The following is a 23345-nucleotide window of genomic DNA, read 5'->3' as shown; positions in this document are numbered from 1 at the left end:
GCCCGGATCGTCAGCTCAGTCCGAAAATCAGCAGCAGATTGGTGCCGGTGATGACCACGAACAGGCACCACGCAAAGACCTGCGTGGGACGTCCGATCGTGTTGCCTTTCATCACGCGCGGGTCGCTGACCGAGCGAATGAGCGGCCACATGGCGAACGGCAGTTGCAGGCTGAGCAACACCTGACTCCAGACCAGCAGCTTGCCCACGGCGCCGTCGCCGAGCCACAGCACGCCGATGAGGGCGGGCACCAGCGCGAGGCCGCGCGTGATCAGGCGTCGCTGGTAGCAGGGGATCTTCATGTGCAGAAAGCCGTCCATGATGACTTGCCCGGCGATGGTGCCCGTGAGTGTCGAGCTTTGTCCGGACGCCAGCAGGGCAATGCCGAACATGAAAGCGGCGGCCCCGCCGGCAATCGGCGTGATCAACTGATACGCCTGCTCGATATCGGTGACGTTGGTCTGCCCGCTCGCGTGAAAGACCGACCCGGCAAGAATCAGAATCGCCGCATTCACACACATGGCGATCAGCAGCGAGCCCCAGGTGTCGATACGCACCAATGCGAGCGTGTCGTGCACGTCGCCACGCTTGCCGCCGACAACGCGTCGGGTTTGCACGACGGAAGAGTGCAGGTACAGGTTGTGCGGCATGATCGTCGCGCCGACGATACCCAGCGCCAGCACGATGGCGTCGCGCCGGTCGTGGCTGGGCGCGCCGGGGACGAGACCTGCGGCCACGGCATGCCAGTCGGGCGGCGCCATGGCGACTTGTGCGACGAAGCAGAACGCCATCGTGCCGATCAATCCGAAAACGATCGCTTCGATCTGACGGAAACCTTTGCCTTGCAGGCCGAGCACGATCATCGTGTCGAGCGCAGTCAGCACGATCCCCCACGAGATGGGTACCCCCAGCAGCAGCTTGAAGGCCAGCGCGCAGCCGAGCACTTCGGCGATATCGCACGCGATGATGGAAATCTCCGCCGTGATCCACTGCACCAGACGTCCTATGCGGCCGTAGCGTTCGTAGCTGGCTTGTGCGAGGTCACGTCCGGCCACCAGCCCGAGACGGGCGGCGAGCATCTGCAAAAAGATGGCCGCGAGGCTCGATAACGCCACGACCCACAGCAGCGAGTAGCCGAATTGCGAGCCGGCCTGAATGTCCGTTGCCCAGTTGCCGGGATCCATGTAACCGATGGCGACGAGCAGTCCGGGGCCGGCGAAGCGTTTGAGTTTGGTCCAGCGCGATTGGCGCGCGTCGATGACGATGCTGCCCTTGACCTCGGAGGGGCAGAAAGGCGCGGTGGCGGTAGTCGGGAGCGGCATGAGGGTGGGATGACTGGCAATGACGCTCACGTTAGCCGGGCCGGCGTTTGCCTGCAAGCACGATCGTCGGGAAAGCACGGACAAATTGCGACAGGCGCGATGGATGGGAAGCCACTGGAATGCTGCCGAAATTCGATGAACTGCTATACTGTACATTCATACAGTATTCGGGTGCTTGACTCTCCAGATGACCCTGCCGCTTTCCTCCCTGCCTGCCGGGCTATGGCGTGCCAGCGAACTGGCGCATTGCCACCGCGCGGGCCACACCACCGGTTTTGCCGCGCTCGACGCTGAGTTGCCCGGCGCCGGGTGGCCGCATGGCGCGGTGACGGAGCTGCTGTGCGAGCGCCCGGGGATCGGCGAGTGGCGGCTGCTGGCGCCGACGTTGCGCGACCTGACACAGGCTGGCAAGCCGGTGATGGTCATTGCGCCGCCGATGCTGCCGTACGCACCGGCACTGGCGGGATGGGGGATCGATTTGCGCTGGCTGAGCGTCGTGATGCGTCCGGCGTCTGCGGTGTCCGGAGTGTCCCGGGGGCGTCGCGGGGCCGGTGAGCGTACGGGGCGGGGGATGAAAGCCGAGGACCGCGACATGCTCTGGTGCGCCGAGCAGGCGCTCAAAAGCGCTTGCTGCGGGGCGGTGCTGACGTGGCTGCCCGCAGCGACGCCGGAGCAACTCCGGCGGCTTCAGGTCGCGGCGGGCGGCGGCGATACGCTGACCTGGGTGGTGCGTGCGCCGGCGGCGGTCTCGACAGCTTCGGCCGCGCCGCTGCGGCTCGGGCTTACCGTCGGGGAGGGCAGTCAGCTCGGGGTGCAGTTTCACAAACGTCGCGGACCGCCCCGCCTTGATCCGCTCTGGTTGACGTTGCCTGCGCCTTATACGCGTGCACCGCAACCGGTGACGGGGACCTGGGACGATGCGATGCCATGGCATGTGCGGCCCGATCCGACACCGTCGCCCGTTCCGTCCACCCCTTCCACCGCTTCTTTCGTTTCTGCTTCCGGAGTCTCGCATGGCCTGCTGGATCGCCCTGCATCTGCCATCTCTGGCGCTTGAGGTCGCCTCGCCGCGTATGCGTGCGCACGGGGACGCGGGCGCGCAGGCCGACACGACGGTCGTGCTGGCGCAGTCGCGTGTCTGGCAGGCGAGCGAGGCCGCACAGGCGGCCGGGGTGCAGCCGGGGATGCGTCGTGGCGGCGTGCTGGCGCTGTTGCCGCAAGCCCGGTTTCACGATCGCGACGAGGGGGCCGAGTCGCTGGCGCTCGAAGCCCTGGCGCTGGCCTTGCTGCGCTTCGGGCCCGATGTCGCGATTGCCGCGCCGCAGTGTGTGGTGATCGACGTTGCGCCGAGCCTGCGTCTGTTCGGCGGTCTGGCGTCGTTGGCCGTGCAGGTGCTGGAGAGTGCCGAAGCGCTTGGGCATCGCGCATCGTTGGGGATGGCCGCGACGGCCAGCGCTGCGGTATTGCTCGCGCGTGCCGCAGAAGTGGCCTCACCACCTGTCGATTCGCATGCACCGACGCCGGAACAGATGCAGGCGGCGATGAAGTCGCGCGCGTCGCGTCGCTCGATCGTGCCGGTGAACTTGGCGTCAGCGGCATCGAAGTCCGGAGAGACGTCGTCGTCAATGTCGTCGGCATGGCATGGCGAGTCCGGTGAGCCCGGCGAGCCGTTGTTGCCACCTCCGCTGGCCGTGCTGCCGTCGCAACTCGACCCGCTATCAGTCGCGTTGCTGCCCGAAGCGCAGCCATGGCTCGATTGGCTCGCGCAAATCGGTTGTGCGACGTTGGGGGCGCTACGAGCGCTGCCAGCGGCGGGCGTCAGGCGTCGCTGCGGCGCAGCGTTGATGGCTTCGCTTTCCCGCGCTTATGGCGATACGCCGGAAGCCCCGGCGTGGTACCGCGCGCCGCCGCATTTCGAAGCGGTCTTGCCGTTGCCGTCGCTCACTCACGACGTCGAAGTGCTGCTCTTCGGTTTGCGCCGCTTGCTGGCGCAACTGACGGGATGGCTGGCCGCCGGCCAACTGGCGACGCGCTCGCTGACACTGATACTCGAACACGAACCGCTCGGCAGACAGACGCTGGCGCCGACGCGTTTCGACATTCGTCTGGCCGAGGCCAGTGCCGCGCCGGCGCACTTGCTGTCGCTGTGCAAGGAGCGGCTCGCGCGTGCGCCGCTGGTTGCACCGGTGCTGACGCTACGGCTCGATGTGACCCAGACCGCACCGCACGTTCCGCAAAACGGGTCGTTACTGCCGGAGCCCGGGCGCGAGCGTCAGGACTTCGTGCAATTGATGGAGCGTGTGGCGGCGCGTCTGGGGGATGAGCATGTGCGGCGTTTGCAGGTGCGCGGCGACCATCGCCCCGAGGCGGCGTTCGTCAGCGTGGCTTATGGGGCGGGCGGGGGCGCAGGAGCAGGCAACAGCTCGGACACCAACCCAGGCGCGAGCGTGGGTACCCGTACCACGCATGGCGCGCGAGGGCCGAGCGCCGGGACGTCGCGTCATTTGCCGGAGACTGCGCAGGCATTGCCGCCGCGTCCGGCATGGCTGCTCGATGCCCCGCAACGGTTGCGCGTGCAGCAGGAGCGTCCGTGGCGGCAGGGGCCGTTGCAACTGGTGAGCGGCCCCGAGCGGATCGAGGCGGGATGGTGGGAGCCGGGCACGGTCACGCGCGATTACTTCATCGCGGCTGATGTCTCGGGGGCGCTGCTGTGGGTGTTTCGGGAGCGTCCGGTGAAAGGGGCCGACGCCGCGTGGTATCTGCACGGCCTGTTCGGCTGATGCCGGTGAACGCCGATCGATAAGTCGCCTTATGAATTTCGACGATTTTCTCCCCTGGCAAGGGTCGACCGACGGGTTGGCCGCCAACGACGACGGTGCCGACACCCCCGAAGACGCCCCTGCTCAGCCGCTCAGGGAGGATGAGGGCGGCCTGCCGGCGTACGCCGAATTGCATTGCCTGTCGAATTTCTCGTTTCAGCGTGGGGCGTCGCACCCCGAGGAGTTATTCGCACGGGCAGTTCATCTGGGATACACCGCCTTGGCCATCACCGATGAGTGTTCGGTCGCCGGTGTCGTACGGGCGCTCGCGGAAGCGACCAAGTATCCGGCCGTGAAGCTGATCGTCGGCAGCGAGTTTCGTCTGACGCCCGAGTGTGTCGCATCACAAGTGCCGCAATCGACGGGAGCGTCGACGACCCGGCCGCCGGTTCCATCGCCATCGCCATCGTCACACGACACATCATCCGAACAGCGCAGGTTGACGGGCGTCGAGCCGGGCGCGCTGGCGGGCCACGATCCTCTCGATCCCCGTGATCTTCCAGACGCACTCGGTACCGTGCATCTGGTTGCGCTGGCGCAGCACCGTGATGGCTACGGCAATCTGTCGGAGATGATCACGCTCGGACGCATGCGTGGTCCGAATCGCAGCTATCGGTTGCACCCGGGCGATTTTAGTGCGCCGACCGGGGAATACGCGCATCTGCGCGGTCTGAAGGGCTGTCTGCTCATTCTGGTGCCGGACCCCGACGCGAGCGCCGAACTGACGCTGGCGCAGACGCGTTGGGCCGCCCGGACGTTCGGTGAAGGGCGGATCTGGCTCGCGCTGGAACGTCGTCACCGTGCGGACGACGAGGCGCAGTTGGCGCGTCTGCGTGCGATCTCCGTCGAATGCGGCGTGCCGCTCGTCGCGACAGGGCATGTCCTCATGCATGTGCGCTCGCGCAAGCCATTGCAGGACACCCTTACTGCCATCGGGCGGGGCGTGCCGGTGCAGGCGTGCGGGTTGTCGCTCACGGCGAATGCGGAGCAACATTTGCGTCCCCGGCTACGGCTTTCATGGCTTTATCCGAAAGAGGCGTTGGCCGAGACGGAGGCGATCGCTTCGCGATGTCATTTCGATCTGAGGAGACTGCGTTACGAATATCCGGAAGAACTCGTGCCCGCAGGCCATACGCCGGAATCGTATCTGCGTCAGGAGGTCGACAAGGGGGCGACGTGGCGTTATCCGGACGGTGTGCCGCCGAAAGTGGTGGCGCTCCTCAAGGCGGAACTGGCGCTCATTCGCGAGCTTGAGTACGAACCGTACTTCCTGACGGTCTACGACATCGTGAGCTATGCCCGCAGCCAGAAGATCCTGTGTCAGGGGCGCGGCTCGGCGGCGAACTCGGCGGTGTGCTATTGCCTGGGCATCACTGCGGTGAACCCCGACGAAGCGCAAGTGCTGTTCGGCCGTTTTCTGTCGAGGGAGCGCAAGGAGCCGCCCGATATCGACGTCGACTTCGAGCACCAGAAGCGCGAGATCGTCATCCAGTACATCTATCGGAAGTACGGCAACGACCGGGCGGCGCTGGCGGCAACGGTCATCAGCTATCGCATGCGCAGCGCCGTGCGCGATACGGGGCGGGCGCTGGGGATCGATCTGTCCATCGTCGAGCAGGTGGCACAGAGTCAGCAGTGGTGGGACGGCAAGGAGAACCTGCTCGCCCGCATGGCCGCGCAGGGGTTGTCGCCCGATGCGCCGACGACGCGGCTTTGGGCCGATCTGGTGGCGCGGCTGATCGGCTTCCCGCGGCATCTGTCGCAGCACGTCGGGGGCTTCGTGATTGCGCGCGACAAGCTCTCGCGTCTCGTGCCGATCGCGCCGGCCGCGATGGAGAACCGTTACGTCATTCAATGGGACAAGGACGATATCGAGACCCTCAGACTGCTCAAGGTCGACGTGCTGGCGCTCGGCATGCTGAGTGCGTTGCGGCGCACGCTCGATCTGCTGGGCGAATGGCAGGGCAAGCCGATCGAACTGGCCGAAATCCCGCGCGATGACCCGGCAACGTACGGCATGATCCGCCGCGCCGATACCGTGGGCGTGTTTCAGATCGAGTCGAGAGCGCAGATGAGCATGTTGCCGCGTCTGAAACCGGTCAAGTTCTACGATCTGGTCGTGCAGGTCGCGATCGTGCGCCCCGGGCCGATTCAGGGCGGCATGGTGCATCCCTATCTGAAGCGGCGCAAGCTGAAACCGGAAGACGTCGTCTATCCGTGTGATGCCATCAGACCGGCACTGGAACGTACATTGGGCGTGCCGATTTTTCAGGAGCAGGTCATGCAGATCGCGATGATCGCCGCTGACTTCTCGGCGGGCGATGCCGACGAGTTGCGTCGTTCGATGGCGGCATGGAAGCGCAAAGGCGGTCTGGAGAAATTCCAGACCCGCATCGTCGACGGCATGCTGAAGAATGGCTATCCGCTCGAGTTTGCCGAGGCGATCTGTCGTCAGATCGAGGGGTTCGGCGAGTATGGCTTCCCCGAGAGTCATGCGGCGAGCTTCGCCTCGCTGGCATACGCCAGTGCGTGGCTCAAGTGTCACGCGCCGGAGATGTTCCTGTGCGGGTTGCTCAACAGTTTGCCGATGGGGTTCTATTCGGCCTCGCAACTGGTGCAGGATGCGCGACGGCATCGTGTGGAGGTTCGCGCGGTGGACGTGTGCGTGAGCGATGTCGAGTCGCGTCCCGAGGCGAGGGTCGGCCGGTATGGGGATGCGCGTCGACCGGCGGTGCGCCTCGGCCTGTCGCTGGTCAAGGGCCTGTCTGCCGAGGGCGCGCAGGCCATCGAGCGTGCGCGTCGGTCGCGGCCGTTTACCGATATCGACGATCTGACGTCGCGCGCTGCGTTGTCGCGTCGCGATCTCGATGCCCTGGCGGCAGCGGACGCCTTGTCGGCCCTCCTGGGCGGACGGCGTCAGGCGCGCTGGACAGTGGCCGCCTGGCAGCCGCCTACGCCGTTGCTGGGAGCCACTGTCCTGCGCGACGCCGCGCCGGGCAGTGTGGATGAGCAGGTGGCCTTGCCGCCGATGGCCGAGGGGCAGGACATCGTGGCCGACTATGCGAGTACGGGGCTGACGTTGCGGCGTCATCCGTTACTGCTGTTGCGCGAGAAGCTGACGAAAATGCGCGTGCGTACGGCAAAGGAGTTGCAGTCCGATGGCGTGCACGGGCGGCGCGTGCGCGCCGTCGGCATTGTGACGGGACGTCAGCGTCCGGGCACGGCTAACGGCACGGTCTTCGTGTCGCTGGAAGACGAGACGGGCGTCATCAACGTGATCGTCTGGCCGGATCTGGTCGAGGCGCAGCGCAAGGAGTTGCTGGCGTCGTCGCTATTGGGCGTGGAAGGGATATGGCAGCGCGAGGAACGCGTTACCCATCTGGTCGCGCATCGCCTGATCGATCTTTCGCCGATGCTGGGTGAACTCACGATTTCGAGCCGGAATTTTCATTGAGGCTTATTTCGCGGCGCTGTGGTGCCGCGGTGCCGCGGTGCTGCGATGTCACAGCGCCGGGCCGTCGGTGCGGGGGAAATAGCTCGCAGGCGTTGGGTCGATTGTTGAAAGTGCCTTGGCGATATCAGGGCAACGATGGCGCAACGTCGGTGAGGGCGAACGTGCATGTCCCGCCCCGTCCTGTGGGATTGGGATATCCACCGACGATCCGCCACATCAGACATCCGGAGCCCCTCATGGAAATCAACTCGTTATCGTCAGGACTGGGAGTGCCCACTGTCAGTCCCGATATCGCGAACCATTCCGCGCCATCCTCACAATCCTCATCGATATCGGAAAGCACCCGAATCCCCCAGGACGATGGCGCAGTGTCGTCATCGATCGCAGCGGGCGCGATGCCATCGACCTCGGTGGATGCGGAGAGGTTGTCGAACGACGTGGCGTCTCTCGACGAATTCACGCAGGCGCTAGACGCCGGGCTGAACGCATTGCCTCGGGAGATATTCTCCGCGTTCGATCTCCCGGACGGCATGCATCCGAGAGACATGCTCATCGGCGTGGTGCTTCCCTCGGGGGAGGCTGCGTCTCAGGCGGCGCCGCAACCGCCGCAGTACAAGGTAGTCGGATCGGCAGGAAAACTGATCGCGGATATCGTGAGCGGTACCGGCCGTTGGTCGGAGGCGGACTACGACCAGTGGGTTTGCGTGAAGCATGGCCAGGATCCGGAGACATTCCAGCCGGCGAGATCGGCCATCGATGCCGCTGTGACCTGGGTGCGTCAGGATGTGCCGGAAGATCGTGCGCGTGCAACAGCCCGGTCGATTGCCGATGCGGTGCTCAACGATGCCTCGGCGCGGGAAACGATCGCGCAATGGAATCGGGATGAGCTTGCTGCGTGTATCAAGGTTGAAATCGACGAAAAGAAATCGGCGCAGCGGTTGATTGCCTTCCTTTTGAATACCCTCTGTGAGCACCCCACCATCGAAGCGCGTCTTGATCGCAAAGGGGCCAGTGTGTTTGCTTACACCGTAGAGATTGGCGTTTCTCGCAAGGGTGCGAACGGTATCGACAGCCTGACTGTCCCGGGTATGGTGATTGTCTCGACAGCCGTCAGCGGCGCCGAAAACAGAAAAACGAAATCGGCGGTGCTTTACTGCGCCGGCATGGAGAAATCGTTCAGGGCCAGCGCATTCGGCAGCATGGAGAGATCGATCGCCGAATTTGCCGCGAACGCGAGTGTGAAGCCGTTATCGGCATTTCCAAAAGCAACGTTGTCGTTGGGCGAGATGCTGCCCTATTACCTGAAGCTGATGGTGCCGGACTTTTCGGAGGCGTCGGACAAGGTTGTCCGCGCCGAACTGGTGCCGTACAACGACGACATCTTCGAAAAGATGGCGACGGACGCCGCTCGTGTCGTCGATGTGGGCGCGAGGGCGTCAATGGCGCGAGACTTTGCATCGGAAAGTACGACGCGAAGTCTGTGGCGCGACTGGCTCGGAGGGCGCCCCGACGCCACCGTCGGTTTTGAAGACGCGTTGCTGTCTCTGAATCCGGGCAGGCAATTGGCGGCTTCTTTGTGGGGCATGAGCGATGATATCGCCGCGGCGGTGAATGATCGCGCGGCTTAAAGCCGCCGCAACCTGACGCAACCCGTTCAGGCAATGTAGGGCAATGCCCATGCAGACCGCATCGATTTTTGGTAGAGCGCACTCGCGACACAGAAAAAAATGCACTGTCATCCCGGGCATCGCCGGTTGCAGGTCGCCGGTGACTGTGTTCCTCGCTGGATCACGTGTCCGATCCGTCCCCCCGCATTCCGAGGCGATGTCGATGACAGTTCATGTTCTTTGCCCAAGGAGCGCACTATGGAGGTCAATTCGAATTTTCTGCTCCCGCAGATTCCCGTTTCGTCCATGACGTCTGGCGACGCGAGGGAAAGCGCCTCGACCCGGGAAACTTCGCCGCAAACGACGTCAGATGCCGACAAAAGCATCCCAGGAAAGCGGTTGTCGTACGTGGCGACGGAGGCACCCGACGAATGGACGGATCTGCGGCGAGAAATGAATGCTTTCATCGATTCAGTCGAACGGGAAATGTTCACCCTGCCGCCCCGGCTCCTTGAGCGGTTTTGTCCATCGGTCGAGCCGGGCGACATCGATCTGCGGCATGTGACGATCTTGCACAGAGCCCCGGATTCGCGAGAAATCCGACCGGTTGGGACGGCATGGCAGATCATCGCCGATCTTGCGAGCCGGATAGGCCGCTGGCCTGAGCACGAAATGGACAACTGGGTGCGCGAGGGGACAGAGTCGGAGAAGCCCGATGTCTATGTCCCTATCCGGCGTGCTATCGATATGGCGGCCTCGTGGATTCGGGGTGGTTTGCCAGAAGATCAGGGGCACGCATTCGCGCACGTCGTTGCCGACTATCTTCTGTCGGAAACGGATTCTTCGTGCCGCCAAGTGATCGTGCCGTGGTCTAAGCGCGCGTTGTCAGATCTTATCGACGATCCCGTCATGAAAAGAAAGCTAACGCCCGGAATGCGCTCACTCATGCGCAGCATCTGTCGGAACCCCGTAGGGATGGAGCGCACGGTATCGGAGCACGCTTATACCCTCCGGATCAACGTGTTTTATACGGCGGCAAAAAAAACCGACAGTCTGGCCGTGCCCGGCATGATCCTCATGTTTCACGGTGATGCCACTGACCACGCCAACGACAAAAAGAGCGCAACACTCTACCTCGCTGGACACCAACAGCCGCTATGGACTCGGACACTTGGCGTCATGAAGGCCGGGCTGGACAGATTTGGGCTCAATCCACCGTCGGAGCCCAGGCGATATACCGCGCCATTCCTGTCGTTGGAGGAGGCATTAGCGCCGTACTTCCAGGAGATGTTTCCCGAGTTTGACGCGTCGACCGATCGCATATCGTCTATTCAGTTGGATCGATGTGATGGAGACATCTTCGAGAAAATGGTGGCCAATGGGGCGATGGTCGTCCGGAATCGCGCCAGCGGATCGATGTGTTCCGACTTTGATTCGGAAAAGGAACGGCGTGCGATGTGGTTTGCATGGATCTTCGGTCGAGCGGCAGGCATTCCAGCGGAAGTTGCCGCGCCTCCTGAAACCTCTGATCTCGACGCCGTTTCCGACATTGCTGGTCCGCACTGGCTGAGCGGACTAACGTTGCGCGAACCGTTTGACTACAATGACGGACGCCTCGATCAACACATCGCTGACGTCACTGACGCAGTTCAGGAGAGCACGCAACGACAACATCGGCAACTCGATGAAATGATCAGAAATCGGTTCAACACCCACACCTCATAACCCTCAATGCGCCGCATCTGCCTGCTTGCCGGCCTCCTGCGCCAGCGCGCTCGCTTCTTCCTCGCTACGCAACCCGTTGAAGTGTGCGTTGAGCAGCACAGCGCTGATCGATGCGAGCAGAATGCCGCTGTGGAAGAACGGGGCGAGGGCGTGCGGCAGCTTCATGAAGAACTTGTCCGACGCCACCGGGATCATCCCAACGCCGATACTGATCGCGATGATGTACAGGTTGTAGCGGTTCTTCGACAGATCCACCGTGGAGAGAATCTTGATGCCGGTGGCCGTCACCATGCCGAACATCACGATGCCCGCGCCGCCCAGCACGAACTGCGGCACCGACGCCACCACGTGCGCCACCTTCGGAAACAACCCCAGCACGATCAGAATCAAACCTCCCATGGCGCACACCCAGCGGCTCTTGACGCCCGTCACACCGACCAGTCCCACGTTCTGCGAGAACGACGTGTAGGGGAACGTGTTGAAAATGCCGCCGATCATCGTGCCCAGTCCGTCGACACGCAAGCCGCGCACCAGCGTCTTCTGATCGACCGGACGTCCCACGATGTCGCCCACCGCGAGGAACATGCCGGTCGACTCGATGAAGGTGACAAGCATCACCAGCGTCATCGTGGCGATGGCGATCGGATCGAAGCGCGGCACGCCGAAGTGAAACGGCATGACGAAGCCGAACCACGGGGCTTCCGACACGCCTGCGAACGACACTTTGCCGAGTGCGATCGCCACGATCGTGCCGAACAGAATGCCCAGCAACACGGCAATGTTCGAGAAGAAGCCACGCACATACTTCGTGATGAACAGGATGCACAGCAAGACCGCGAACGACACGCCCAGATACAGCGGGTTGCCGTAGTCGGGATTGCCGAAACCGCCCGCCGCCCAGTTGATGCCCACGCCCATGAGCGAGATGCCGATCACCGTAATGACCGTGCCCGTCACGACAGGGGGAAATAGCCGCAGCAGTTTGCCGATGAACGGCGCGATGAGAATGCCGATAATGCCGGCGGCAATCGTCGCGCCGTAGATGTCGAGCAGGCCGAGATCCGGGTTCGTGCCGATGGCGATCATCGGTGTCACGGCGGTAAACGTCACGCCCATCATGATCGGCAGACGCAGGCCGAAGATCCACAGGCCGAGCGTCTGGATCAGCGTGGCGATACCGCAGGCGAAAAGGTCGGCGTTGATGAGGAACGCGATTTGATCGACCGACATCTTGAGCGCGCCACCGATGATCAGCGGCACCGCAACGGCGCCCGCGTACATCACCAGCACGTGTTGCAATCCCAGCGTGAACAACTTGGGGAGCGGCAGGCGCTCGTCGACCGGATGCACCGGTGCAGCAGCAGATTGCGTCATGTCTTCTCCTGATCCGACGGTACGATTTGATTTACATGGCCTGACTGATAAGGCGAAACCGAGCGTAAATTTTTTACCGGGGTGCAGCGAGTCGCGTCAAAAAACATCGAAGGACATTGCGGACGATGCGCGGCCGTCGACTGACGCGCAGTCGTGGAGAAAAACTGCGGTCTGGCGACATACTACGCCTGCGCGCAGGGACATTGCCCAAACGGGCTAATGCCTTACGCCACGCGGGGAACGGCGCCGGAGCGCGTGACATTGCACCGCTATGGCGCACGGCGGCACGTGTGCGAAATATCCAGTGCATGACCGACGTCGCAGGACGAGCGCCGCAGACTATATCGAATCCGCGATACCAAAGATTGCATTGGCGATATGAATTGCCGAGACACCGCTACGACCGGCGCGGACAAACAAAAACGCCCGTCGACGGTTGTCGGACGGGCGCGGCTTCGCGTGATTGCGAGATGAACCGGCGTGGCCTTGACTTAACTTGACTTAACGGCCGCCCGTCGTGCCCGAGGGCTTGCGTGCGAGCGAATCCGCGGTGTTGCCCGTTGCCGCATTTTGCTGAGCGACGCTCTCGAGCTTGCTCGAAATCTCGTCCCCCATGTGATGCAGGAACTCCATTTCCTTCGCGCCGATGCCGCCTGCGCACAAGGCGCCGCCCCAATCGCCGTAGAGCAACGCCACCGTCTGATTGCGCTGGCGAACCGGCAGCAGGAAGAACGACTTCACGTGCGAGAAGTGCTGACGGTGCCACAGCGGAATGCGCGGCACGATGCGCGGCTCGCGGGCGTTGTCGATCAGGATCGCACGGCCGTTGGTCAGGGCGAGATGGAAGACGTCCGGCTCGAACGCTTCCGGGAAGGTCAGGCCGAGCAGGGGCTGCACGTCGCGCCCGATGCCGAAACGCATCTCGAAGAACTTGCCCGCCGGCGCGCGCACGAACGCCGCGCAATTGACGAAGCCCAGCGATTGCAGGATGGCTTCGAGCGTGAGGTTGAGCAGCCCGACCGCATCGGTCTCACCGGTGGCGGCGCGCACTTCCGAAAGCCCGTCGGCCAGACGTCGCGCCGAATCCAGCGGCTTGCCCGCCGGCGGCTGACGCGTGTTCGAGGCGCCGGTGCTGATCGCAATGAATTCCTGATGGCTCGTGTCGCGCGCCATCTCCTCACCGACGGAGACCACTTCGCTGATGTCCAGCGCGAGGCGATCGGCATAACGCTCGGCCAGTTCGGCCAGACGTGCCGCATCGGCGCCGCGTGTGAGCTCCGTCACCATCTCGTTGGACATGTTCGCGACGGCGCACAGCCAGTCGGCGTGCGAGAGCGGCGCGTCGCCATCGAGATCGATCGGGCGCATGCTCGTCGCAATCGATTCCGGCAGGCCCCATTTGCGCGCTGCCGCTTCGGCCAGCTCCGGGAACGAGATGCCCAGCACCTGCTCGCAGGCATCGCTGTCGCTGATGCCTTGCTCGGCCGCGATTTCCTGAATCTCGACCCATTCGTTCGGGAAGCAATACGTCACGAGCAGACGTGCCACGTGATGCAGCAACGTGCAGACGACGGCTTCTTCACCGTCGCGGATCCCGTTCTTGGAAGTGATGTCGCGGGCGAAAGCGCCTGCGAGCGTGGCGCGGGCCAGCTCGCGTGCCATGTCGTCGCGACGCGCGGCGACTTCGCCGAAGCCTTCGAGCAGTTTCAGGCTGAGGGCCAGGTGACCGATCGTGTCGACACCCAGAATCATGATCGCGCGCGAGACCGTCGTCACGTTGCAGCCGAACGGCGCATACATGGCGGAGTTGGCCAGACGAATCACTTTCTGGGTGAGGGCAAAATCCGAGAGCACCGACGACGCGAGGTCGGCCGTGCTCGTGTTCTCGCTTTGCATGGCAGACACGATGCCCGTGACCGAGCGTTGCAGCGACGGAAAGTCGCCGCGCTCAGCCATGCGCTGCCACAACAATTCGAGCGTTTTTTCTTTGGTAAGGCTCATGGTAGCGGGGTTGTCCGGTCAGTGGCCGGCATCCACGTTGAGACGCCCGCTCGCAAAGGCCGCCTCCAGTTCTCCCGCAGGCAAGGCCTTCGACACCAGCCAGCCCTGGATGGAATGGCAGCCGCGATCGATCAGCATCTGCCGTTGTTCTTCCGTCTCGACGCCTTCGGCGACTGCCGACAGACCCAGCTCGCGTGCCAGTCCCAGAACTGCCGTGACGATCGTACGGTCGTTCGGTGACGTGGGCATGTCTTTGACGAAGCTGCGGTCGATCTTGAGCGCCGAGAGCGGGAAACGCTTGAGGTATCCCAGGCTCGAATAGCCCGCGCCGAAGTCGTCGACGGCGAAACGCACGCCCAGCGTCTGCAACTCGCGCAGTACCAGATTGGCCTGCTCCGGGTCGCGCATGAGCACGCTTTCGGTAATTTCGAGCACCAGCCGGTGACCTTCCACGCCGGAGTCGGCGATCGCCTGCCACACGAGGCTCGGGAAAGACGGATGGTGAAACTGTTGTGCCGAGACGTTGACCGACATGTAGATCCCGTCGAGCCGGGTGCGATCCCAGCGCGCGAGCTGCATGCAAGCGGCGCGTAACGCCCAGCCGCCCAGCAAGTTGATCAGACCGTTGGCCTCGGCCAGCGGAATGAATTCGGCCGGCGAGACAGGACCGAGTGCCGGATGCCAGCGCATCAGCGCCTCGACACCCTTCACGTTCAGAGAAACCGGATCGCAGATCGGCTGGTAATGCAGGCTGAATTCACCGTTGTGAATGGCCTCGAACATCGCCGATTCGAGCGAAAACGCCTTGCGGTGCAAATCGCCCAGATCGTCCGTGTAGACGAACAGACCGTTGCGGCCGCGATCCTTGGCGCAGTACATGGCGGCGTCGGCGTGCTTGATCAGCAGGCCGGCCGAGTCGCCGTGCTGCGGGTAGAACGACACGCCGATGCTCGTCGTCAGGTGCAGCAGTTGATCGCCGACCTGAAACGGCTGTTGAACCGCCGAGAGCAGTCGCTTCATGATGCCGCCGAGCGCCTGTTCGTTATCGCAGCCGGGCAGCACCAGGACAAATTCGTCGCCGCCCATGCGCGCGGCCATGTCCGTCTCGCGAATCTGCGCGATCAGGCGTTGGCCGGCGTCGCGCAGCAACTGGTCGCCCACGTCGTGACCGAGCGAGTCGTTGACCTTCTTGAAGCCGTCCAGATCGAGCAGGGCGACGGCGAAATTCGGGCCGCCCTCACGCGCGTGCTGAATCGTCTCGACGATGCACTGCTGAATATATTGACGATTGCCGAGACCCGTGACCGCATCGCGCACCGCCAGGTCGGACAGGCGCGCTTCGTTTTCCTTGAACGCGGTGATGTCTTCGCCGTGCACGAGGAACGTGGCGCTGGAGGCGCTGCCGATGCGCGGCGTGTACTGGGCAATGCGAAGGCGCATCCAGACACGGTCGGTCAGACCGCGCAGCAGGCGTACCGTGCACTGCTGGGGACCGAGGGTCTGGGCGGCGGAAAACGCATCCTGCAACAAGGGAACGTCTTCGATGCCAGTCAGCTCGAAGAGCGTGGCATGGTCGATGTACTCACGCGAGTACTCGAGCAGACGCAGGGAGGCTTCGGCAATGAAAAGGAAACGGCCATCGGCTGCAACATGTGCCGAAAGTCCGCCGGTCAGCTCGACCAGCGCCCGGGACAATGCCGGGGCCGGCGCCGTGGCGTTGGCCTCGGCGATTGCCGGTGCCAGGGTCGAAGGCTCGACCAAAGGCACACCGGCTGGGAGTCGATCTGAACTCATTGTTGTTGTCTGTGCATGCATCACGTCGAGCGCGCTGCCGCTCATGTGCTTCCCCGTTAAGGCAAACGCGCTCATGGCCGGACCGTGGTCCGGCAGGTGTCCGATGGATTGTGGGCCATTATAGCTAAAGACGCCAGCGATTTTGATGGCCTCAATCCCCGTTTCACGCCGCTTTCCAACGGATTTCCCGTGTTGGATTTTTTCCTACAAGACAATCGGGATTTTTTCCTGCATGGCCGGTGGCGTTTGACCGAAGTTCGGTCAACATCGTCCGCCCGGAACACCTCCATGCCGCCGGTATTTTCACCGGCGCGATCAACTTGCGTGCGCCAGTCTACCCAAGCCGGAGTGACTTGAGGGGGCAGCAATCGTGGATTTTGTCATTGCGATGCAACATCGCAACATTCATGGTCGGCCGACGCTGCCGCGCGCTGCCCTTGGGGGCCGGCGATTCGCGGCAGATGAGAGAGGCGTCGGGAAAATGAGAAATCAGGAAATTGAGGATTCGGGCGTGGCGAGTTCCCGCTCAACCATGTGTCTGCACTTCATGTGCGAGCGACCAGGCGATGCAGGCACGAGCCAGCGCGGCGGACGCATCCAGACCGAAGCGCGCGAGCGGCGAATCGAGGGTCGCCAGTGCGACCGGGATTTCGGTACAGCCGAGGATCACGCGCTGCGCACCGGCGGCAAGGAGTTGTTCCATCGCCATTGCGAGGGCTTCACCGCCGCGGCGAATGTCTCCGGCCTTGGTCAGGCGGATGCCTTCATTGACGAGCGCCTGGTGGGCCAGCGGCTCGCTCGGGCTGACGAAACGGTAGCCCAGCGCTTCGAGCCGGGGCCGGTAGACGTTGGCGTGATGCGTGCCCTCCGTGGCCATCAGGCCGATCGGGGCACCGGGCGCGACGCACGTCGACAGTTCGCCGGCGACCGCTTCGACCACGTCGAGCATGGGCAGACGGGTGCGATGACGCAGTGCGTCGAGCCACGCGTGAGCGGTATTGCAGGCAATCGCGATGCAGCCTACGCCGGACTGTTCCAGCGCATGCACGCCATCGAGCATGCCGTCGAGGGGCGAGGCGCCGTCGCGCAGCAGCGCTTCGGTGCGGTCGGGAATCTGCGGGACCGAATACAGGATGAACGGGATGTGATCCTGATCGCGGTTGGCGGGGTGCTGGTCGACGATCTTGCGGCAGAGGTCGATGCCAGCGGCGGGGCCCATGCCGCCGAGGATGCCGAGCGTGGCGTGCGAGTTCATGAGGGGGGAATCTGAGGAAACGGCAAAAAACGGGATCGTCCGGTGCAGGGACCGTGGTCCCTGCACAACGGTCAGTCCGTCAGGATCAGTCGTAAGCCTTCGTGATCGGGTCCTTGAACATGGCGCGCATTTCCGGCGTCATCGGATAGTTCATGTTCTGATTCTTCGGCGGCACCGGCTGCGTAAACCACTTGTTGTACAGCTTCTCCATCTCGCCCGACTTCTCCATGTCGGCGATGACCGTGTCCACGACCTTCGTGAATGCCGGGTCATCTTTGCGCATCATGCAGGCGTAGTTTTCGAACTGGAGGTTCGGGCCGACGATTTCATAGCCCTTGGCGTCGTCCGCCGACAGGGCGGCGCGCTGACCGTAGAGCAGCGGCTCGTCCATCACGAACGCGACGGCACGGCCCTGCTTGACAGTCAGGAAGCCGTCCGAGTGTTCCTTCGTCTGAATCAGGTTGAAGCCGACTTCCCCCTTCTTGCCCGAGAGAATGCGGTCGGCGGTGGTGCCGGCCGTCGTCGCGATGGTCTTGCCCTTCAGGCTGTTCAGGTCGGTGATGCCCGAGCCCGTCTTGGCGATCATCTTGATCGAGTAGAGGAAGATGTTGTGCGAGAAGCCGACCTGTTTGGCGCGATCGAACGTATGGGTGGTCGAGCCGCATTCCAGATCGATCGTGCCGTTCTGCATGAGCACGATGCGGTTCTGCGACGTGATCGGCGTTTCCGTCACTTTGAGGTTCGGCGTCTTCAGCTCTTTCTTGACGGCATCGACGATCTTCAGCGCGATTTCCTGCGAGTAGCCGATGGTCTTTCCGCCGTTATCGGAGTACGAGAACGGAATCGAGGACTCGCGCACGCCGAGGGCGATCACGCCGGTGTCCTTGATCTTCTTGAGCGTGCCGGTCAGTTCCTCTGCACTCGCGGCTTGCGCGAACAGGGCGGCGGCGGCGCTGACGAGCAGCAGGGGAGCAAACAGCTTCTTCATGGTCTCTTGTCCTATCGGAGGTGAATGTAAAACACTGATACAACCCGACACGCCCCATCGTTCCCCGTGGGCGTCGTGCCGCTGATGCCTCGCGTGCGGTCCGGTGTCTTGCAACGCCGGCCGTGTGCCCGAGTGCCCCGACATGGTCGAATACCGACGCTTACGCGGCCAGCCGGGCAAACCCTGTCAGATCGACGGCGGGACGCTTGCCGTCGATGGCGTCGGCGATGGCGCGTGCGGCCCCCATCGACAACGTGAAACCCAAACCGCCGTGGCCGACGTTCAGCCACAGATTCCCCAGCTTGTCCGCGCGCCCCAGCACCGGCCGCCCATGCGGCGTGGACGGGCGCATGCCAGTCCATTCGAGCGGCGCCGGCGTGCCGCGCAACGAGGGAAACAGCCCGGCGGATAACGTACGCAGCGCGCTGATGCGGTGCGCCGCGATCCCATTGTCGTACCCGACCAGATCGGCAATGCCCGCCACGCGCAGACGGTCGCCGAGACTCGCGTAGACGACCTTGTTGTCGGCATCCGTCACGGAGACTTGCGGGCGGGCATCCGACGGCGCGTCGCGGTACGTCAGGCTGTAACCCTTGAGCGGGTACATCGACACCGGCTCGCCAACCTCACGCAACAACGGCACGGCGCCCAGACCGTTGGCGACGACGCAGGCGTCCACCGGGATGTCGCCGGTGCGCGTACGAACCGCCTGCACGGTGTTGCCTCGCACGTCGAACCCGGTCACTTCCTGTTCGAGGCGCAACGTGCCGCGCCCGGAGGCGGTGACGATGCGCGCCAGCTCGTTGCAAAGCCTCTGGCAGTCGCCGGTGCCTTCGCCCGGGGTGTAGATGCCGCCGGCCAACTCGCCTGCAATCTTGCCCAGCGCGGGTTCGAGCGTGGCGCACGTCGCCGCGTCGACCCGGCGCTGCGGGTAGCCGAGTCCGTTGGCAAGTTCCAGCGAGCGCTCGGCCGCCGCGAGCTTGGCGGCGTCGCGATACACCACCAGCTTGCCGCTCAGACGGTACGCGAACGCGGCCGACGCCTGAGATTCCTGCGCCAGAAATTCCAGCATCACCTCGCGGCTGTGCAGCCCGAGCGAGAGCAGACGCAGCGTGGAGCTGGCATTCGCACCGGCATTGCAGTGTTTGACGAACTCGACCGACCAGCGCCAGAAATCCGGATCGAGCGACGGCTTGATGCGCAGCGGTCCCGTGCGTGAGAACAGCAGCGACGGCAGTTGCGAGAGCACGCCGGGGGCGGCGAGCGGCGACACATAGCCGTAGCTCAACTGACCGCCGTTGGCGAAGCTGGTGCCGAGGCCGGGACCGCGTCCGGCATCGATCACCGTGACGTCATGACCCGCGCGAATCAGTTGATACGCGCTGGCAAGGCCGACGATACCCGCGCCGATAACTCCAATGTGCATGAGATAGATAACAACGAAAAACGCAAGGGAACGCAAGGCAGGAAAAAATTTGCGGAGGGCGGTTGTGCCGTCCTTTCTGTGGTCCCTTCCAGGGTCCTTTTTCTCCCGCCCTTTGCTACGCAGTGTAGGGGGAGAAAATTCGGCAACCTATGCAGATTTGAGGCAGCATATGTCTTTTGGCTATAGGATCGGCGGTGCTGCCGATCCGGGCATCGAAGACAGGGAGATCACGTCAGGCATGAAATTGCGGCATATCGAGACATTTCGCGCGGTGGTGCTGACCGGTTCGGCCAGCGGCGCGGCGCAATTGCTCAACGTCTCGCAACCGGTCGTCTCCCGCGTGTTGCAGCATGCCGAGCAGCAGCTCGGCTTCAAGCTCTTCGATCGCATCAAGGGACGTCTCGTGCCCACGGCGGAAGCCCGGCGCCTGTATCCCGACGTCGAGCGCATCTTCACCGATCTGGAACGGTTGCGAACCACGTCGCGCAATCTGCGTCAGCACGGCGTGGGTCATCTGCGCATCGCCGTCACGCCGAGTCTTGCGCAGAGTCTGCTGCCGGCGGCCATCGAACGCATGCGCCGGGCGCATCCCGACGTGGTCTTCGAACTCATCACCCATCACACGAGTGAAACCATTACCGCGATCCTGACGTCCTCAGTCGACGTGGGCATCGTATCGGCGCCGCCGATGGCCGCCGGTATCGTGAGCCGTCCCGTGGCACAGGGGCACATCGTGCTCGCTGTGCCGGCCTCATGGCCCAAGCTTTCGCGGCGCGGGCCCGCCAGTGCCGACGCGCTTGCCGGTCGCGATCTCATCAAGCTGCACGACGACACGCCGTTGGGGGCGTTGATCAACGAGCGTCTGGATCAGACCGAACTGCTGCAAGACGCCGAACTGATGGTACAGACCTATTCCCTCGCGGCGGCGCTCGTCGAGCATGGGCTGGGCTACGCACTACTCGATCAGTTCACCGCAGCGAGTGCGCATGTGCAGGCGCAGCGTTTGTACCGGGTCTCGCCGGCCATCGAGTTTCCGGTCGAGATGCTGCGCCCGGCGCATGCCCCGGAGTCGGTGCTGGCCGATACGCTGCGGCGTCATTTGTCCGACGTCGCAAACGAACTGAGCGAACGCGCCGACACCTTGTGCGAGGGGCGCGAGATCGTGCTCACGCCGAGCGACGAGGCGCAGGCGGGTTGAACCCGGACGGACTCCCGAGGGACCGGCTTTCGCCTCGCATGCCGTGATGCCACGCCGGCGGCGCTCATCGGCGTGAGCCAGGGCATCCAGGACTTACCGGCAACCCGGTTCGCTCTTCACTTCGTAATACGTGAACGGCTGGGGTTGGAGCTTGTCGGCGAGCGACGGATAGTTCGCCTGCACAAAGCGGCGCGCGCCCGCCATGTCGAACTCGGTGCGCAGCCAGAGTTTGCCGTCGCGACTGTCGAGCACGAGCGTGCCCGCGTAGATCACGTCCCCGCGTTTGACCTGAACTGTCGGCACCTTGCGCCCCTTGCAATAGCGGAAGCGATAGCTGTTGTCGGGCGGCGTGAACTCCATCGGACCGAAGCGCTCGTTGCGCATGAGCGGCGAGACACGCATGGCGAGATAGCCGCGTGTTGGCGGATTGCTGTTGAGGGTTCGGGTGATCTTGCCGCCGATGATGCCGTTGACCGTCTGGTTGAAGTCCGAGAAATTCCACGGGCCCCAGGTGCTTTGCAATGGCGTGTCGAGGCCGACGATGACGATGGCGTACTCGTCGAGCGTGTCTTCGGTGAGGGCAGGGTTGGGCGCGACGCCCTTGGTGCTGCAAGCGGCCAGTGCGATGGCCGCCGCGCAGATCAGTATCTGGGGTGCCCGGCGCCACGCCGCAGGGAAGAACAACAGGGTACGCAGTGACCTCATTGCAGCCTCCTATTGGCGCGTGGCGCTCAGGGGGACATCCGGCAGGGATGGGGTGGGCTCGGCGTTGCTCGCGCGAGCCCCGGCAATCAATCCTGAAGGAATCTTACCTTGACCTTGCGGCCCTTGACGCGTCCATCTGACAACTTGCGCAACGCCACCGGGGCGATGTCGCGATCCACGGCAATATACGTGAAGTTTTCCATCACGTTGATCTTGCCGATCTGCGCGGCGGCGAAACCGGCTTCGCCCGTGAGCGCGCCGAGCACGTCGCCCGGACGGATCTTGTCCTTCTTGCCGCCCAGCATCTGAATCGTCACCATCGGCGGGAGCAGGTGGCCGCTGCCCGAGGGCGTCAGCTCGGCGAGCTTGTGCCATTGGACTTCGCCGCCCATGGCCGCTTCGATGTTGCCGACGCGGCCCATCTCGTCCATCGTCGCCAGGCTGAACGCCCAGCCGTCTTCGTCGGCACGGCCCGTGCGGCCGATGCGGTGCACGTACACCTCGGGGTCGGGCGTCACGTCCACGTTGATGACCGCTTCGAGTTGCGCGATGTCGAGCCCGCGCGCGGCGACGTCCGTGGCCACCAGCACCGAGCAACTGCGGTTCGCGAACTGGATCAGCACCATGTCGCGCTCGCGCTGCTCCAGATCGCCGTGCAGCGTCAGCGCGTGGAAGCCTTCGGCACGGAGCACGTCGGTCAGGTCGTTGCACTGCGCGCGGGTGTTGCAGAACGCGATGGTGCTCACCGGGCGGAAATGATCGAGCAACTGCCCCACGGCGTGCAGGCGTTCCTCGTCACGAACTTCATAGAAGCGCTGGCGAATCTTGCTGGCGTCGTGCTTCTCTTCCAGACGGATTTCACGCGGCGTTTTCAGCAGGCGCTGTGCGAGCTTGCCGATGCCTTCGGGGTACGTGGCGGAGAACAGCAGCGTCTGGCGCGACGCAGGTGTCTGGCGGGCGACGGTGGCGATGTCGTCGAAAAAGCCCATGTCGAGCATGCGATCGGCCTCGTCGAGCACCAGCGTCTTGATGCCGGTGAGCGAGAGCGTGCCGCGATCGAGGTGATCCATGATGCGCCCGGGCGTGCCCACGATCACGTGAGCGCCGTGTGCAAGGCTCTCGGCCTGCGGTCGCAGCGGGGCGCCGCCGCACAGCGTGAGGACCTTGATGTTGTCCTCGGCGCGAGCGATGCGGCGCACTTCCTGTGCCACCTGTTCGGCGAGTTCGCGGGTGGGGCAGAGCACGGCGGCCTGAACGGCGAAATCGCGGGCGTCCACACGCTGGAGCAGGCCCAGCGAGAACGCGGCGGTCTTGCCGCTGCCGGTCTTGGCCTGCGCGATGATGTCGTGACCGTTGAGAATGTCCGGGAGCGACGCCTGCTGGATGGGCGTCATCGAGACGTAACCGAGCCGTGCGAGGTTCTCCTGCATGGCAGGCGAGAGCGGCAGGTTCGAGAAGGGCGTCGTCGTGGGCGCAGCGGAGGGCGACGGGGCGCTGTCGTTGCGCGAATCGGTGGCTTTTGAGTTCATGCGCGATTATACCGGGTATGTCCGGTGGCTCCGGTGGCTCCGGTGGCTCCAGCGGCGCCGGTGGACGGGTTTCGGGCGGAGGGCGCATCTCGGTACGGTCTCGGCACGCTCGGACACCGGTACGCTCGGACGGCCCAGCATACCCGATC

At 63.9% G+C, this 23345-nt stretch carries 15 protein-coding genes; 6 read left to right on the top strand and 9 right to left on the bottom strand.

The window, feature by feature from the left end:
- Positions 1 to 10 precede the first annotated feature (10 nt).
- Positions 11 to 1321, bottom strand: a complete 1311-nt coding sequence (locus C5N93_RS10415) for an Nramp family divalent metal transporter (protein ID WP_242559431.1) — start codon at positions 1319 to 1321, stop codon at positions 11 to 13.
- Positions 1322 to 1508: 187 nt separating this feature from the next.
- Here C5N93_RS10415 and imuA point away from each other — a divergent pair, with 187 nt between their 5' ends.
- From imuA to C5N93_RS10390, 5 genes are all read left to right on the top strand, one after another.
- Positions 1509 to 2378 carry a translesion DNA synthesis-associated protein ImuA gene (imuA, locus tag C5N93_RS10410; protein ID WP_242559211.1) on the top strand — a complete coding sequence of 290 codons (870 nt, stop codon included), beginning with the start codon at positions 1509 to 1511 and terminating at the stop codon, positions 2376 to 2378.
- The gene (locus tag C5N93_RS10405; RefSeq protein WP_242559210.1) at positions 2335 to 4101 is read left to right on the top strand and encodes a DNA polymerase Y family protein; all 1767 of its coding nucleotides are present in this window, start codon (positions 2335 to 2337) and stop codon (positions 4099 to 4101) included. Before imuA ends, C5N93_RS10405 begins: the two co-directional genes overlap by 44 nt.
- 31 nt (positions 4102 to 4132) lie before the next feature.
- A complete protein-coding gene (locus C5N93_RS10400; RefSeq protein ID WP_242559209.1) occupies positions 4133 to 7594 on the top strand; it encodes an error-prone DNA polymerase in 3462 nt (1153 codons plus the stop codon).
- 236 nt (positions 7595 to 7830) lie between these two features.
- Entirely contained in the window at positions 7831 to 9222 is a 1392-nt protein-coding gene (locus C5N93_RS10395; RefSeq protein ID WP_242559208.1) for a hypothetical protein, read from the top strand.
- Positions 9223 to 9459: 237 nt separating this feature from the next.
- Positions 9460 to 10926 carry a hypothetical protein gene (locus tag C5N93_RS10390; protein ID WP_242559207.1) on the top strand — a complete coding sequence of 489 codons (1467 nt, stop codon included), beginning with the start codon at positions 9460 to 9462 and terminating at the stop codon, positions 10924 to 10926.
- 3 nt (positions 10927 to 10929) lie between these two features.
- Here the strand turns inward: C5N93_RS10390 and C5N93_RS10385 are convergent, their stop codons facing one another.
- The 6 genes from C5N93_RS10385 to C5N93_RS10360 form a co-directional block, all read right to left on the bottom strand.
- A complete protein-coding gene (locus tag C5N93_RS10385; RefSeq protein ID WP_069344795.1) occupies positions 10930 to 12300 on the bottom strand; it encodes a nucleobase:cation symporter-2 family protein in 1371 nt (456 codons plus the stop codon).
- A gap of 501 nt (positions 12301 to 12801) precedes the next feature.
- Positions 12802 to 14301, bottom strand: a complete 1500-nt coding sequence (locus tag C5N93_RS10380; protein WP_242559206.1) for an HDOD domain-containing protein — start codon at positions 14299 to 14301, stop codon at positions 12802 to 12804.
- Positions 14302 to 14319: 18 nt separating this feature from the next.
- Entirely contained in the window at positions 14320 to 16095 is a 1776-nt protein-coding gene (locus C5N93_RS10375) for a GGDEF domain-containing protein (protein ID WP_174980965.1), read from the bottom strand.
- A 526-nt stretch (positions 16096 to 16621) separates the two neighbouring features.
- A complete protein-coding gene (locus C5N93_RS10370; protein WP_242559205.1) occupies positions 16622 to 17350 on the bottom strand; it encodes an amino acid racemase in 729 nt (242 codons plus the stop codon).
- 85 nt (positions 17351 to 17435) lie between these two features.
- A complete protein-coding gene (locus C5N93_RS10365) occupies positions 17436 to 18338 on the bottom strand; it encodes a transporter substrate-binding domain-containing protein (protein WP_069344798.1) in 903 nt (300 codons plus the stop codon).
- A 160-nt stretch (positions 18339 to 18498) separates the two neighbouring features.
- The gene (locus C5N93_RS10360) at positions 18499 to 19764 is read right to left on the bottom strand and encodes a D-amino acid dehydrogenase (RefSeq protein ID WP_242559204.1); all 1266 of its coding nucleotides are present in this window, start codon (positions 19762 to 19764) and stop codon (positions 18499 to 18501) included.
- A gap of 169 nt (positions 19765 to 19933) precedes the next feature.
- Here C5N93_RS10360 and C5N93_RS10355 point away from each other — a divergent pair, with 169 nt between their 5' ends.
- Complete coding sequence (locus tag C5N93_RS10355; protein ID WP_242559203.1) at positions 19934 to 20962, top strand: LysR substrate-binding domain-containing protein; 1029 nt, start codon at positions 19934 to 19936, stop codon at positions 20960 to 20962.
- Positions 20963 to 21055: 93 nt separating this feature from the next.
- On the opposite strand, the gene C5N93_RS10350 is transcribed toward C5N93_RS10355, so the two are convergent.
- Both C5N93_RS10350 and dbpA read right to left on the bottom strand, forming a co-directional pair.
- Positions 21056 to 21667 carry a hypothetical protein gene (locus tag C5N93_RS10350; protein WP_242559202.1) on the bottom strand — a complete coding sequence of 204 codons (612 nt, stop codon included), beginning with the start codon at positions 21665 to 21667 and terminating at the stop codon, positions 21056 to 21058.
- A gap of 86 nt (positions 21668 to 21753) precedes the next feature.
- Positions 21754 to 23196 (bottom strand): ATP-dependent RNA helicase DbpA, encoded by a 1443-nt coding sequence (gene dbpA, locus C5N93_RS10345; RefSeq protein ID WP_150721149.1) that lies wholly within the window; start codon positions 23194 to 23196, stop codon positions 21754 to 21756.
- Between the last annotated feature and the right edge of the window lie 149 nt (positions 23197 to 23345).

Origin of the sequence: Pandoraea sp. LA3 (assembly GCF_022696215.1) — a bacterium.
Lineage (GTDB): Bacteria > Pseudomonadota > Gammaproteobacteria > Burkholderiales > Burkholderiaceae > Pandoraea > Pandoraea capi.
Note: the sequence above shows the minus strand (reverse complement) of the source record. Positions and strands in the feature narration are given on the sequence as shown.